Here is a 13,839-nt window from a genome sequence, read left to right on the forward strand (position 1 = left end):
CCGACGGGGTGGCCGCTCGGCAAAACCGCGTGAAGACGTAGTCTGTAAATGTTTCATCGAGCAAGTCCAGCGGGCAGGAGCAGGTTGTGCGACAGGGGGAGAAGCCGGTCGAAGGGCTCGGCAGGCGGGCGACCATCAGGGATGTCGCCGCACGGGCCGACGTGTCCATCGCCACGGTGTCGCGCGTGCTGTCCGGCAAGGCCACGGCGGGTTCCGACACGTACAAGCGGGTGGTGGCCGCGGCCAAGGAGCTTCAGTACGTCGTGAACGCCCACGCGCGTGCGCTGGTGGGCTCCGGCCCCGGCGCGGTGGCGATCGTCGTCCCCGAGTTCACGGCGTCGTTCTACGCCCAGGTGTGCCACGGGGTGGAGCAGCAGGCGGCCGTCGAGGGCCGTATGTGCCTGATCTGTTCCACCGGCGGAGACTTCGAGCGCGAGATGGCGATGGTCTCCATGATGCGCGAGCAGGGCGTCGAGGCGATCATCGTGGTCGGCGGTGTGATCCAGGGCCCCGCGTACGAGGAGCGGATGATCGCCGCGGCACACACGCTGGACGCCTCCGGCAGCCGCCTGGTGCTCTGCGGCCGCCCCTCGCTGGGCGACCGGGTCCCCGCCTCCGTGGTGGAGTACGACAACGAGGGCGGTTCGTACGCGGTCACGCGCCATCTGCTCTCGGCGGGCCACGAGCGCATCCTGCACCTGTCCGGCGTCCCGCAGAGCACGGTCGCGGAGAACCGCCTGAAGGGATACCGGAACGCCCTCGCCGATCACGGCATCCCCTACGACGACCGGCTCGTCTTCCGTACGGAGTTCACCCGCCGGGGCGGCACCGAGGCGATGCGGCAGGCGCTGGACTCCGGCGTCGACTTCACCGCGGTGTTCGCGGGCACGGACGACATGGCGGCCAGCGCGATGAAGGTCATGCGCGCGGCCGGCATTCGTGTGCCCGAGGACATCTCGATCGTCGGCTACGACGACCTCCCCGTCGCCTCGGACCTGCATCCCGGGCTGACCTCGGTGCACCTGCCGCACGAGGAACTGGGCCGCACCGCGGTGCGCATCGCCCTGCACCGCAACGGAGACGCCCGCGACCGCCAGCATGTCGTCCTGGGCACGCACATCGTCACCCGGGACTCCGTCCGCAACCGGGCCCGCACCAGCCTGTAGCGGCCTGACACGGGGGCTTTCGCTCCGAACACGGAACGCCCCGGCAGCTCGGCTGCCGGGGCGTTCCGTCATTCCCCTCTCTCGGTTCGGGAGGCTTCGTGAGCCGGCGCGTGCCGGGTCAGCCAGTCGTTCAAGGCGGCGAGGGCCACCGGCAGGGGTGCCACCCCGGGGTGCCAGGTCCGTTCCCATTCCAGCGAGAGCGGACCCGCGTAACCGCCCCCGTCCAGCACCCCGAGGATCGTGGCGAGGGGCACGACCCCCCGGCCCACCGGCACGGGGGTCTGGTCCAGCACGGAGCCGACGTCCTTGATCTGGACGAAGCCGCGGCCGTGCAGGACGCGCCCCCCGATCGCCGCCCAGGTACGCGCCGGCGCCTCGCCCGTACGGAACGGGTGCTCCACGTCCCAGATCACCCCCACCCCGTGTCCGGGCGCCCGCGCGTCGAGCGCGTCCAGCACCCGGGCCACGTCCTGCCCGCGCGGATGGGAGCCGTGGGTCTCCAGCACCGGCCGCACCCCGAACTCGTCGGCCGACGCCACGACGGAGGCCAGTCTTCGTACGATCCGGTCGTCCGTCTCCGCCCGGCCGTCCGCCATCAGGGGCGGGCGGTCGCCGGGCCCCGGCAGCGTGGCCGCCCCCGGGAACACCCGCAGGAAGCGGGCCCCGAGATCCGCCGCCAGCTCCAGATGGCGTTCCAGATCGACGGTCACCTCGCGGTCGTCCGCCCCGGCGCCGAGCCGGACGTACGAGGAGCACGAGAGCAACTCGATTCCGGAGTCCGCGATCTGTCTCCGTACCCGGGCGCGCCGGCGCGGACCGCTGCCCACGTGCACCGGCTGTCCGTCGGCGACGCGCAGCTCTATGGTCCGCGCGCCCGCCTCGGTGAGCCAGCACAGCACCGTGGACAGCGCCGCGCCGGGCGCGCCGAGCGTCGACGCGCCCACGGTCCTGAGGGTGCCGGCCGTCGCCGGCTGCTCCGTCCTCACGCCACGGCGTGGTAGCGGGAGGGGTCGACGGCCCCGCGCAGGGACCTGCCGCTGAGCACCCGGGCGATCTCGTCCAGGGCCGACGAGGCGAGGAGCTCGAGCTCCACGCCCATCGGGCCCGCGATGTGCGGGGTGAGGACGAGGTTCGGCAGATCCCAGAGGGGCGACGCGGCGTCGCTGACCTCGGGGTGGGTGACGTCGACGATGCTGTCGATCCGCCCGGACTGAAGCTCCGCGGTCAGCGCGTCCTGGTCGACGAGTATCCCCCGGGCCGTGTTGATGAAGGTGGCGCCGTCGGGAAGCGAGCGCAGCAGGTCCGCGGTGATCATGCCGATGGTGCTGGGCAGGATCGGGGCGTGCAGCGAGACGACCGGGCAGGTCGCCATGAGCTCGCCCAGGCCGACCAGTTCGGCCCCGAGCTCCCGCGCCGTGGCGTGGTCGATGGTGGGGTCGGACAGCACCACCTTCAGCCGGAACGGGCGCAACAGCTCGATGACCTTCCGGCCGATCACCGAGGCCCCGATGATGCCGACCCGGGTGCCGTTGACGCCGTACGAGGCGAGTTCGCCCTGTACGTCGACGGCCGCGCGCCGGGCACGGTAGATCCGCTGCGCGCGGAAGGCGCCCTTGGCCGCGAGCAGGATCATCGCCAGGGTGTATTCGGCGACCGGATCGGCGAGGGCGGACGCCTGGGAGGAGATGGCGACGCCCCGGTCGTAGCAGTCCGGTGAGGCGAACGCCTTCACGGAACCCGCGGTGTGCACCACGGCTTTGAGGCGGGGAGCGGCGTCCAGCACGGACGCGTCGACCATGGCGGTTCCCCATCCCGTGACGAGGACCTCCGCCTGGGCCAGCATGTCCCGGGCCTGTGGGCTGAGATGGTCGTCGGGGGTGGGCGAGACGAGGACCCGGCCCAGCGAGCGGAGCCTGTCCCAGGCCGCTCGCGCGAAGAACCGGGGGAGCAGCTCGTCCGCCATGGCCACCATGATTACGGGTTCTGACACTGTTTGCCTTTCAGGGTTCAGCGGGACACCGGCAGCGGCGACCGGGGGTGTCGCTTGCGCGGGACGTCCTCGTGCAGGCGGCTCATCACCAGGGTGAGAGTCGCCTCGGTCACGTCGTCCGGGGTGCGGAACGCCACCCGGGTGGCGTCCCTGGGTCCGTCGAAGAGGTCGAGGGCGTCCTCGGCGCGCACCTCGACCGTCCACCGGGGGTCGAAGTCGACGGCCAGCGTGGCCTTCTCGCCGCGCAGCAGCAGCCTGCCGTCCTCGCGGACGACCTCGGCGTGCGTCACGATCGCCGACTCGGCCCGCCGGGGTGCGCTGAAGGAGAAGTGGTCGCTCAGCACGACGCGCGCCGGGTCGCGGTGGAGCTCCGCCGTCCGTTCGAGTCGGCGCAGCGCGGCTTCCTCGGGGTAGGCGGCGGTGAGGTCGAGGACGATCCGGTCCGTGTCCTTCGTCTGCTCCAGCGCTGTGACCAGGGCGCGGTGCTCATGGCCCTCGCGCTGCTCGACCCCGCCGGGGTGCGGGACGGGGTGGCCGAACGACCGGTTGACGAAGAACTCGTAACGGCGCTCGGGGCTGAAGTAGTCGCGGACGTAGCGGCCCCGGCCGGGATCGACCACCAGGTCCTCGCCGCCGGCCCGCACGATGAGGGACCCGAGGTCGTTCTGGTTGTGGAGTTCGAGGTTGTGGCCGCCCTTGACCGCGAGCGCGAGGGTGTCCTCGTCCTCGGGCTCGGCCTGCGAGAGCAGCCACTGCACGCCCCGGAAGTACTGGGAGTTCCCCCGCAGCGGCGGCATCGGGCCGTCCTTCGCGAGCGATCCGGCACACGTGGTGCGCAGCGCCTGCGTCACGGGCGAGTTCCCGATCATCCAGCGATCGCCGGCCGCCCGCGTGGACGCCAGTGTGACCAGGTCCTCCATGCCCAGGCGGCGGCCGAGGTCGAGGAGGAGTGTGGTGTTGAAGCGCGGATCGGGCGTGGCGTCGGAGAACGTGGGCCAGGAATCCACGGTGAGGCGCGATCGCAGCGGAAAGGCGGCCACGCGCCGCACGATCGGTGCGTCGAACCAGTTCAGCCCGCCCCCGGTGCGGCGCTCCACGAGATCGGCGAGCTGGCAGTACGAGCCGAACCCGAAGTTCCAGTAGCCGGTGCCCTCGCTGGTGCCGCCGTCGGGGTCGAAGTTCTCCAGGTAGTCCTCCAGCGACCGGGCGGACTTGCACAGGATCGACGACAGCCGGGCGTGGTCGCGCTCGACGTAGAGCGCGGCTCCCACCACGCCCCAGTTGCAGACCGCGTCCCAGTTGCTCGCCCGCTTCGCCCCCTCGTACATCCACCACCAGGTGTCGGTGGCCAGGTAGGGCGTGATGACCCGGCGGTCGATCTCCCGCTCCACCCGCGCCGGCACCGCGGCCGGAAGCACGGGCCGGAGCACCGAGCACAGTTCGGCGAGGCCGATCGCGGTGATGCTCGACCAGAGGTCGACGATGTGGTCGTCGGCGTCGGGGAACTCCACGAGGGGGTCGTACGGCGGATTGGCCCAGCTGCTCTCCTCGCACACGGCCCACACCAGATCGATGAGCGCGTCGAGGGTGGCCTCCGCCGGCTCCAGCAGGTGCGCCATCAGCAGCTTGGCGAGATCGGTGCGCCGCTCGATCCACAGGTCGACGTAGGGGGCGGGTTCCCCCTTGAGCAGCATGTCCCGCCAGGCCCGCACCGGCATGGGCCGCAGCCCGCGCTCCGCGAGCAGCCGGCCTTCCTCGACCAGCCGTTGGCGGTCGGCACCGATGTTCCGCCCTATCGCCTCCCAGGCGTCACGGTCGTCGATCGCGGCGAACGGCTGCCAGTCGGCCGGGGCCCGGTCGAGCATCATCCGCACGTCGTACGGGTTGGGCCTGGGCAGCCGGGCGGCGAGGGGGTCGAACAGGGAGACCTGTTCCGGGTAGCGGGGGGATGCCGGGTCCTGATCGCTCACTTGGTGTCCTCTGCGAGAGCCTTCTCGTACTCGGCGCGCATCTTGTCGCCGCCGCCGTTGCGCCAGGCGGTGACGGCGGGCTTGAGGTCGTTCAGGGAGCGCCGCCCGGAGATGATGCCGAGCAAGCTGTCGGTCATGGCCTTGGTCAGCTGGCTGCCGACCCGGGAGGCCGTTTCGGAGTACAGGCCGTTGGTCGGGTCGGACACACCGCCCGGGACGACCTTCTTCTGCCAGGCGTACGCCTGCTCGACGAAGTGCGGATAGTTGGTGCTGGTCAGCACGGGGGCACAGGCGGTGAGGTAGTAGAGAGCCACGTTCTTCTCGGCCGTCCCGCGGTCGGTCATCGTGACGGTGCCCTTGGAGTCGACCGTGTGGTCGGTGCCCTCGACGCCGTAATTGATCAGCGCGTACTCCTGGCTGCCGTAGGGAGCCGCGAGGAAGTTCATGACCCGCAGCAGTTCCTCGACGCGGTCCTCGTCCGCCTTCTTCAGCGCGGTGATCGAGTAGATCCCGGTGTCGAGATACTGCTTGGCGGGGCCCCCGCCGGGTGCGAACGGGACCAGGGCGTCGACGCTCAGACCCGGGACCGTCTTGCCGTAGGTCTCGTAGTACGCGGGCCACCCGGACGGGCTCTCCATGCCCATGAGGATCTTGCCCTGGGCGAACTGCTCCTTGACCTGCACGACGCTGACGGCACCGGCGTCCGGATGGAAGTAGCCGGCGGACTTGAGCTTGCGGGCGAACTCCACGGCCTGCGCGAACTCGTCGGTCTCCCAGTCCTTCACCAGGGAGCCGTCCTGCTTGAGCGCCCAGCGCATCGGCGCGCCGTACATCTGGCCGAACCAGTTGACGTTGAACATGAACGTGGAATCGGAGCCGAGGGCCCAGCGCCCGGCCTTGGCGTTGGTGTAGTCCTTGCAGAGCTGGACGAACTCGTCCGCGGAGCGCGGCTGTCGCAGGCCCTCCCGGGTGAGGATGTCCTGACGCACGAGCATCGGCCAGGCGACGAGCGGCCGGGGCAGCGGGATGCCGTAGATGCGGCCCCGGATCCGTGCGGCCTTCCACGCGTAGGTCGGAATGCCCGCCAGGTTCGGGTACTTCTTGACCTTGTCGCCCGACAGATGGTCGGAGAGGTCCGCGAAGCGCGAGTTCAGGAGCTCGTCCAGGTGCGGCAGGTTCATGAACAGCGGCATCTGTACGAGATCGGGCAGCGCGTCGCCGGCCGTCACGGCCCCGAACTTCGCCGGGTAGTCGGCAGCCGGGGTGACCTGGACCTTGAGGTTGGTGCTCGCCCGCTTGTTCAACGCCTTCAGGTACACGTTCCCGGAGGCGGCCGGCGGGGGCGGTGTGTAGGTGAGCATCATCGCCGTCACATCGCTGCCGGTGCCGACCTCGCCGGTCACCGACCGGTAGTACGAGGTGATGGGCCGGGTGAAGCCGTCCTGGATGCCTCCGGCGGTCCCCACCAGGTCGGGCTTCGCCTTCAGGGCGGGTATGTAGGAGGGCAGCGCCGCCTTCGGGCCGGCGGCGGCGCTGGAGCCCGCGCCCCCGCCGCAAGCGGTGAGCAGGGGGGCGCCCACGGACGCCGCGGCGGCGGTGAGGACCGCTCCGCGCAGGAACGTGCGGCGGTCCAATGGGGAGGAGACACGAGGGGCCATGAGGGACGTCCTGAGGTCGGAGGAAACATCGACTGGAAACGTTTTCTCGGTAGTGTGCATAGAGGGTCGGTCCGACGCAAGGCCCCGGTCCGAAATCGCGGACCCGCGCCGCTGGGCCCCGGTGTGCGGCCGACACCGACGGCGGCGGCCATGAACTGCGACGATGCGCGCATGGCGCAGGATCGCGCAGTATGCGGGCCCCTGTAAATGGTGGCGAAACTATTGACGACGTTCCTGTAAACCTTTTAAGGTCCCGGCCAGGCAGGTGGTCACCACCTGCCGAGTGGCCGGCCGGCTCCGGCTCGTACGACTGCCCCGGCCCGGCCCACCAGCCTTCCCACCGGTCCGCCGACCGGGACCGATCTCAGGGAGAAGTGCCTTGGCGATAACCGCGCGAACCAGCGACCCGCCGAAGAGCGCCGCACGGAAACCACCGCGGTCCATGGAGAAACCCCCGCAGCGGCTGAAGCCCGCCGGCCTGCTGCGGCGCATGCGCCGCGACAGGTCGCTGCTCCTCATGGTCGTCCCCGGCCTGCTGCTCTTCCTGCTCTTCAACTACGTGCCGCTGCTCGGCAACGTGATCGCCTTCCAGAACTACCTGCCCTATGTGGGCATCCAGAACAGCGAGTTCGTGGGGTTCGACAACTTCGGCACGCTGTTCGCGGACGCCGCCTTCTGGCAGTCCATGCGCAACACGCTGGAGATCACCGCGCTCCAGCTCGTGCTGTTCTTCCCGGTCCCCATCGCACTGGCCCTGCTGCTGAACAGCATCGTCGGCACCCGTATCAAACGCCTGGTGCAGACGGTCGTCTACTTCCCGCACTTCGTGTCCTGGGTGATCATCGTCGCCCTGTTCCAGCAGGTCCTCGGCGGTGCCGGCGCCCTCAACCAGACGCTGCGGGACCACGGCTGGCACGCCATCGACATCATGACGAACCCCGACACCTTCGCCTTCCTGGTGACCGCCCAGACGATCTGGAAGGACGCCGGCTGGGGCACCATCATCTTCCTGGCCGCCCTGAGCACCATCGACGAGCAGCTCTACGAGTCGTCCGTGGTCGACGGCGCCGGCCGGTGGCGCAGGCTGTGGCACGTCACGCTGCCCGGCATCCGCCCCATGATCGTGCTGCTGCTCATCCTGCGCCTCGGGGAGAGCCTGTCCGTGGGCTTCGAGCAGATCCTGCTGCAACGGGACGCGGTGGGGCCGGAAGCCGGTGAAGTGCTCGACACCTACGTGTACTTCCACGGTGTCGCCAACGGGGACTGGAGTGTGGCGGCCGCCGCCGGTCTCTTCAAGGGTGTGGTGGGGCTCGTCCTCGTCCTGGCCGCCAACCGCGCCGCACGGGCGCTGGGAGAGCAAGGGGTGTACTCGAAATGAGCTCAGCAATCCGTCCCGCCTGGATGGAACGGCCCACCCCGCTGGGAAACACGGCCAAGAGCCTCGTTCTGGCGGCGATCGTCCTGGCGGTGGTCTTCCCCTTCCTCATCGTGATCTCCACCAGCCTCGCCGGCCAGGCGGAGATCAGCGAAGGCGGCGGCTTCGTGCTGTGGCCGTCCCATCCCACCTTCGAGGCGTACCGGTCCGTGCTGTCGGGCGGCATCGTCACCCGGGCGGTACTGGTCAGCGCCGCCGTGACCCTCGCGGGAACCGCGATCAGCCTCACCGTCACCGTACTGACCGCCTACGGGCTCAGCAGGTCGGGGACGGCCCTCCACCGGCCGCTGCTGCTGATCGTCCTGCTGACGTTCCTCTTCACGCCCGGCATCATCCCCAGCTATCTGGTCGTCAAGCAGCTCGGTCTGCTCGACAACTACGCCTCCCTCATCCTGCCCACCGCGATCAGCGCGTTCAACGTGGTCATCGTCCGGGGGTTCTTCCAGGGCATCCCGCAGGAGCTGCTGGACAGCGCGCGGATCGACGGCGCGGGGGAGTGGCGCATCCTGCGCACGATGGTCCTGCCGCTGTCGAAGGCCGTCGTCGCGGTCGTCGGCCTCTTCTACGCCGTCGCCTACTGGAACGCCTTCTTCAGCGCCACCCTCTACCTGTCCGACTCCACGAAGTGGCCGCTGCAACTGGTCCTGCGCACCTATGTGCTCCAAGGCGCGCCGCTGGCCGGCATGGACCAGGGTGCGGGCGATGTGCCGCCGCCGCAGCAGGCCGTGCAGATGGCGGTCGTCGTGCTCGCGATCATCCCCATCCTGTGCGTGTACCCCTTCGTCCAGCGCCACTTCGCCAAGGGCGTGCTCACCGGCGCGGTCAAGGGCTGACCGGACCGCGCCCGAACCACGCGACCTTCCGACGCACCATCCGAGGAACACCGTGACCTCCCTCCATCCACGCTCCGTGAACCCCTTCATCGCACCCCCTCCCACCCTGCGGGAAGCAGGCCCCGGAGCTCTCGACCCCGTCGTCCGCGCCGAGCCCGCCGAGACCGGCACGGACGCTCTGACCCTGCTCGTCCGCACCGAGCGGGGCCGCGAAGGCACCCTGCGCCTGGCCGCGGCCACCGGCGGCGCCATCCGCGTCACCCTGCGGATGGCGGGCACGCCCGAAGGCCCCCGAGCGGCGCTGGCCGATCCCGGCACCGGCACCGGCCACGTCGAACGCCACGACGACCGGATCGAACTCACCACCCCGGGCACCACGCTCCGCGTGGACCTGGATCCGTTCCGCATGTCGTTCCGGCTGCCGACCGGGGCGGGCGACGACGTCGTCCGGCAGAACGGGTACGACCGTCAGCCCGACGAGGTCCTCACGGTGCTCCCGCTCGGCGTCACCGAGCTCACCGACGGCTCGCTCGCCTACCACGACACCTGGACCGCCGCCCCGGACGAGCGCTTCTACGGCTTCGGCGAGCAGTTCACCGGACCCGACCTGCGGGGCCGGCAGGTCGACTGCTGGATCCAGGACGCCATGGGCACCTCCGGCCGCCGCGCGTACAAGGCCAGCCCCTGGCTGCTGTCCAGCCGGGGATACGCGGTCCTGGTCGACACGACCACGCACGCGGTGTTCGACCTCGCCCACAGCAACACCGCCGCCTGGTCCATGACCGTCCCCGACGAACAGCTCGACTACTACCTCATCGCGGGCGACCCCCGCACCTGCCTGGGCGTGCACCGCTCCCTCACGGGCCCCGCGCTGCTGCCGCCCGACTGGGCCTTCGGGCCGTGGGTGTCCTCCGGGTTCGCCGCCGAGGACGCCGCCGGCGTCATCCGGCGGGCCGAGGAGATCAGGGAGCACGGACTGCCGTGCTCGGTGATCCACATCGACTGCCACTGGCAGGAGCACGGCAGCTGGTCCGACCTGCGCTGGGACGAGAAGGCGTTCCCCGATCCCGAGGGCCTGATCACCGCACTGCGGGAACAGGGTTTCCGTACCTGCCTCTGGATGAACCCCTACATCGGCATCCGCAGCCCGAGGTTCGCCGAGGCGGAGCGGGCGGGCCACCTGCTGTGCACGGCGGACGGCACCCCATGGATCAGTGACGCCTGGAGCGGCTTCCACCCCGATGTCGCCATGGTCGACTTCACCCACCCGGGCGCCGTCTCCTGGTACCGGGAGCTGCTGCGCGAGGCCCTTGCCGCAGGGGCCGACGCGATGAAGACCGACTTCGGGGAAGGCGTCCCGGCCGACGTGATCGCCCACAACGGCATGTCGGGCGAACGGCTGCACAACCTCTACCCGTTGCTCTACAACGACGTGGTCTCCGAGGTGCTGCGCGAGGTCACGGGCGGCACCGGCATGGTCTGGGGCAGGTCCTCGTGGACCGGCGGGCAGCGGCACGCCGTGCAGTGGGCCGGCGACCCCAACTCCACGTGGGAGGACCTCGCGTCGGTCCTGCGCGGCGGGCTGTCGCTCGGCCTGACCGGACAGCCCTTCTGGAGCCACGACATCGGTGGGTTCCACGGCACACCGGACTCCGAACTCTACGTGCGCTGGGCCCAGTTCGGGCTTCTGTCGCCGATGGCCCGCTTCCACGGGATGACGTCCCGGCTGCCCTGGGACTTCCCGGGGGACGCCCTTGACGCGGTGCTCGCCGCCGCCCGGCTGCGGGAACGTCTCCTGCCGTATCTGCGGGAACAGGCGGCGCACAGTGTGCGTACCGGAGAGCCCCTGATGCGCCCCATGTTCCTGGACCATCCGCGACGCCCCGACGCCCACGCGGCCGACCTCCAGTACCTGCTGGGCCCCGACCTCCTCGTCGCACCGGTGTACGCGCCCGGCGGGCGCAGGCCCGTGTGGTTCCCGCCGGGGCGGTGGACGCATTACGCGACCGGCGCCACGGTCTCCGGACCCTGCTGGCAGGACGTGGACCTCGCCCGCCGGCACGCACCCCTGTGGGTCGGTGAACAGGCCGGACCCGGGGCCCGCGCGGCCCTTGAACCCACCCCTCACCGAGGAGCGACATGAGCGGCCCGCACTGGGCGCACAGCGACATCACCACCCTGTCCGACGGCAGGCTGGTGACGTTCTCCCCCGACAACCGCGTCATGCTCGTCCTCGGCCCGGACGGGGAACTCCTCGCCTCGCCCACCGCGGACGTGGTCTCCGCGCACGGCGTCACGGCCGGCACCGGGGAGGACGGCCAGGACGTCGTCTGGGTCGCCGATCCCGCCACCGGCACCGCCCCGGACGGGAGGGGCGGCTACGAGCCCGTACGCGAGGGCCGCCACGGCCGTGCCGTCGCGCTGCGGCTCGACGGCACGGTGGAGCGCGAACTGCCCCTGCCGCCGCAGCCCGTCTACGACCGCCACCGCTTCGAGCCGACCGCCGTCCTCCCCGTAGCCGCAACAGGGGAGGTGTGGGTCTCGGACGGGTACGGGCAGAGACTGATCCACCGCTACGGCGCCGGGGGCGACTACCTCGGCCCCGTCGAGGCGAGCCGGGACGGCGCCTTCCGCTGCCCGCACGCCATGGCGCTGGACGACAGCGAGGGCGAGGTCCGGATCATCGTGGCCGACCGGGAGAACAACCGCCTGGTCGCGCTGGACCCGGATGGCGCGCTCATCGGCACGGTCGCGGAGCGGCTGCGCAAACCGAGCAGTGTCGCCCTGCACGAGGGCTCCCTGCTGGTGGGGGAGTTGGAAGCGTCGTTCGCCCACCTCGACCGTGCGGGAAGGCTGATCCAGCGTGTCGGCCTCGACGAGGTGGCACCCCTCCGGCCGGAGTGGCCCAACACCGTCGATGCCCGGGGCGCGACCGTCGCGCCCGCACCACCGCCCGGTCGGTTCAACAGCCCGCACGGCATCACCGTCGACGGACGGGGCCGCGTCCATGTGGTCGAGTGGCTCCTGGGAGGCCGGCACATGCTGCTGACGCGGGGCGCCGGGGGATACGCCCTGGCCCCCGCCGACTGGACGGAGTGAGGGCGTGCGCGGTGCCGGCCCTCAGCACAGCAGCGCCGTCCGCAGGTCGAGCCGGCTGTCCAGGCGGGACAGGTCCCGGCCGGTGAGGAGTTCGATGCGCCGGACGCGGTAGTGGACCGTGTTGACGTGGATGTGCAGGACCTCCGCTGTGCGGGCCCAGGAGCAGTCGTGGGCCAGGAACGCCTCCAAGGTGTCCAGGAGCATCGGGCCCGACTTCGGGCCGGCCGCCAGGAGCGGGCCGAGGACCGTCTCGCGGTAGACCTTCCGTACGTCCGAAGGGATCCCGGCCAACAGCAGCGCCAGGCCGCCGAGTTCGCCCTGCACGACGACCGGCCGGTCGCCCGGCACCGGGGAGCGGGCGGCCGCCAGGGCGTAACGGGCCTGCGTCAGCGCCGTGTGCAGCCCGGCGGCGGTGGGGACGGGTTCGCTGACACCGGCCCGCCAGGCGCTCTGCGGGCGGCAGTCCTGGATCAGGGGACCGATCTCGCGCAGCCGTTCCCCGATCCCGGCCGTCCCGCCCCCGGTGTGCGCGACGACCGCCGTCGCCTCGTCCCCGGCGCCCCGGGCCACCGCGAACGCGGCCCCCGGCAGATGGGCCAGCGCCTCGCCGAGGGCGGCGGTGCCGTCGTCCCCGTGCTCCAGCACCGCCGTCACCACGGTGTACGCGGACCGGCAGGCCAGGTCGCACGCCTCCAGGGCGCCCCGCAGGCCGTCCGGGTCCGGGCGCAGGGCGCCCACGGCGGCCACGAGCCGGGCGGCGGCGGTGTCCCGCGCCGCCCGGTGCTGGTCGCGGCGGCGCCGGAACCTGCCGAGCAGCCCGGATATCTCCTCCAGGACGCGCGGCGGCACCTGATCGTCCTCGGGGAGGTGCAGGTACCAGGTGTCGAAGGCCGTGCTCTCGGACTCGACGCGCACGGTCGTGCCCCGCCCGCCGCGCACCGCCCCCGCCGCCCGGGGCGCGGGCAGACGCGGCGCACCGCCGGTGCGGGCCACCGTGCGGCCGCTGCCGGTGAGCAGATGGCAGACGGGCGCCCCCAGGTGGGCGAACGCGCGGTCGAGCAGCTCCGCGGCCGCCGCACCGCCCTCCAACGCCCGGTCCAGGTCCCGGCGCACGTTCTCCGGCAGGGCGTGGTGGGTGCCCGGGCGGCCGTTGAGGTCGCCCCACTGGCGCAGGTAGACGGCCTCGGTGACCGCCCGGAAGCTGGTCTGCGGCGGCACGGCGATGAGCGCCACGCGGAACTTGCGGCAGGCGTCCACCAGTTCGCGCGGCACCTCGCCGTGGGTCTCCTCGCCGGCCAGCAGCGCCACGGCCCCCGCCTCCCGCAGCGCGGACACGAAACGGTGCGTCCGCCCCGGGCCGCCGTCCGGGCTCCACCACACGAGACCGCTCAGCACCACCTCTCCCGGCTGGAGGAAGCGGGCCGGGTCCTCCAGATCCGTCGCGGTGACTCCGGCGATCTCCTGGCCGAGCAGGGTCTCGTCGCCCCAGACGAGGGACAGATCCAGACGGTCCATCCGGAGGAGGTGGTCGACGTGCATACGGGGCTCCTTGCGCGGTCACGGGGCGAGCCCGCACGCGCATTCACGAGGCGAATACGCGTAATCGCATCGTAGATGCAAAGCCGCAGGCGGAAAATGGCTCTTGTTTGATCCTCCAGGTGACGAGGTCCGGAGGTGGACGTTTTCCG

At 71.4% G+C, this 13,839-nt stretch carries 10 protein-coding genes; 5 read left to right on the plus strand and 5 right to left on the minus strand.

Going from position 1 to position 13,839, the window contains the following annotated elements:
* The first annotated feature begins 86 nt into the window (after nt 1–86).
* Nucleotides 87–1,166 carry a LacI family DNA-binding transcriptional regulator gene (locus ACIQZN_RS01710; protein WP_403986820.1) on the plus strand — a complete coding sequence of 360 codons (1,080 nt, stop codon included), beginning with the start codon at nt 87–89 and terminating at the stop codon, nt 1,164–1,166.
* A 68-nt stretch (nt 1,167–1,234) separates the two neighbouring features.
* Here ACIQZN_RS01710 and ACIQZN_RS01715 read toward each other — a convergent pair whose 3' ends face one another.
* Genes ACIQZN_RS01715 through ACIQZN_RS01730 form a run of 4 tightly spaced genes read right to left on the minus strand, consistent with a single transcriptional unit; the run spans nt 1,235 to nt 6,784 of the window.
* A complete protein-coding gene (locus ACIQZN_RS01715) occupies nt 1,235–2,152 on the minus strand; it encodes a sugar phosphate isomerase/epimerase family protein (RefSeq protein ID WP_403986823.1) in 918 nt (305 codons plus the stop codon).
* The gene (locus ACIQZN_RS01720) at nt 2,149–3,129 is read right to left on the minus strand and encodes a hydroxyacid dehydrogenase (RefSeq protein WP_403986826.1); all 981 of its coding nucleotides are present in this window, start codon (nt 3,127–3,129) and stop codon (nt 2,149–2,151) included. The genes ACIQZN_RS01715 and ACIQZN_RS01720 overlap by 4 nt, the downstream gene beginning before the upstream one ends.
* A gap of 44 nt (nt 3,130–3,173) precedes the next feature.
* A complete protein-coding gene (locus ACIQZN_RS01725) occupies nt 3,174–5,126 on the minus strand; it encodes a hypothetical protein (protein WP_403986829.1) in 1,953 nt (650 codons plus the stop codon).
* Nucleotides 5,123–6,784, minus strand: coding sequence for an extracellular solute-binding protein (locus ACIQZN_RS01730; protein ID WP_403986832.1), 1,662 nt, complete (start codon nt 6,782–6,784; stop codon nt 5,123–5,125). Before ACIQZN_RS01730 ends, ACIQZN_RS01725 begins: the two co-directional genes overlap by 4 nt.
* Nucleotides 6,785–7,226: 442 nt before the next feature.
* Here ACIQZN_RS01730 and ACIQZN_RS01735 point away from each other — a divergent pair, with 442 nt between their 5' ends.
* From ACIQZN_RS01735 to ACIQZN_RS01750, 4 genes are all read left to right on the plus strand, one after another.
* On the plus strand, nt 7,227–8,162 hold the full coding sequence (locus ACIQZN_RS01735) for an ABC transporter permease (protein WP_403986835.1): 936 nt from the start codon (nt 7,227–7,229) through the stop codon (nt 8,160–8,162).
* A complete protein-coding gene (locus tag ACIQZN_RS01740; RefSeq protein ID WP_403986838.1) occupies nt 8,159–9,052 on the plus strand; it encodes a carbohydrate ABC transporter permease in 894 nt (297 codons plus the stop codon). The genes ACIQZN_RS01735 and ACIQZN_RS01740 overlap by 4 nt, the downstream gene beginning before the upstream one ends.
* A gap of 76 nt (nt 9,053–9,128) precedes the next feature.
* Nucleotides 9,129–11,195 (plus strand): TIM-barrel domain-containing protein, encoded by a 2,067-nt coding sequence (locus tag ACIQZN_RS01745; protein WP_403986841.1) that lies wholly within the window; start codon nt 9,129–9,131, stop codon nt 11,193–11,195.
* Complete coding sequence (locus ACIQZN_RS01750) at nt 11,192–12,151, plus strand: hypothetical protein (RefSeq protein ID WP_403986844.1); 960 nt, start codon at nt 11,192–11,194, stop codon at nt 12,149–12,151. Before ACIQZN_RS01745 ends, ACIQZN_RS01750 begins: the two co-directional genes overlap by 4 nt.
* 21 nt (nt 12,152–12,172) lie before the next feature.
* Here the strand turns inward: ACIQZN_RS01750 and ACIQZN_RS01755 are convergent, their stop codons facing one another.
* The gene (locus tag ACIQZN_RS01755) at nt 12,173–13,690 is read right to left on the minus strand and encodes a PucR family transcriptional regulator (RefSeq protein WP_403986847.1); all 1,518 of its coding nucleotides are present in this window, start codon (nt 13,688–13,690) and stop codon (nt 12,173–12,175) included.
* Nucleotides 13,691–13,839 lie beyond the last annotated feature (149 nt).

Source organism: Streptomyces sp. NPDC097595 (assembly GCF_044761525.1).
GTDB lineage: Bacteria > Actinomycetota > Actinomycetes > Streptomycetales > Streptomycetaceae > Streptomyces > Streptomyces drozdowiczii_A.

Coding starts and splice junctions, on each gene's coding strand:
- ACIQZN_RS01735 (WP_403986835.1), top strand. CDS start 7,227: ATGGAGAAACCCCCGCAGCGGCTGAAGCCCGCCGGCCTGCTGCGGCGC.
- ACIQZN_RS01740 (WP_403986838.1), top strand. CDS start 8,159: ATGAGCTCAGCAATCCGTCCCGCCTGGATGGAACGGCCCACCCCGCTG.
- ACIQZN_RS01750 (WP_403986844.1), top strand. CDS start 11,192: ATGAGCGGCCCGCACTGGGCGCACAGCGACATCACCACCCTGTCCGAC.
- ACIQZN_RS01720 (WP_403986826.1), bottom strand. CDS start 3,129: ATGGCGGACGAGCTGCTCCCCCGGTTCTTCGCGCGAGCGGCCTGGGAC.
- ACIQZN_RS01755 (WP_403986847.1), bottom strand. CDS start 13,690: ATGCACGTCGACCACCTCCTCCGGATGGACCGTCTGGATCTGTCCCTC.
- ACIQZN_RS01730 (WP_403986832.1), bottom strand. CDS start 6,784: ATGGCCCCTCGTGTCTCCTCCCCATTGGACCGCCGCACGTTCCTGCGC.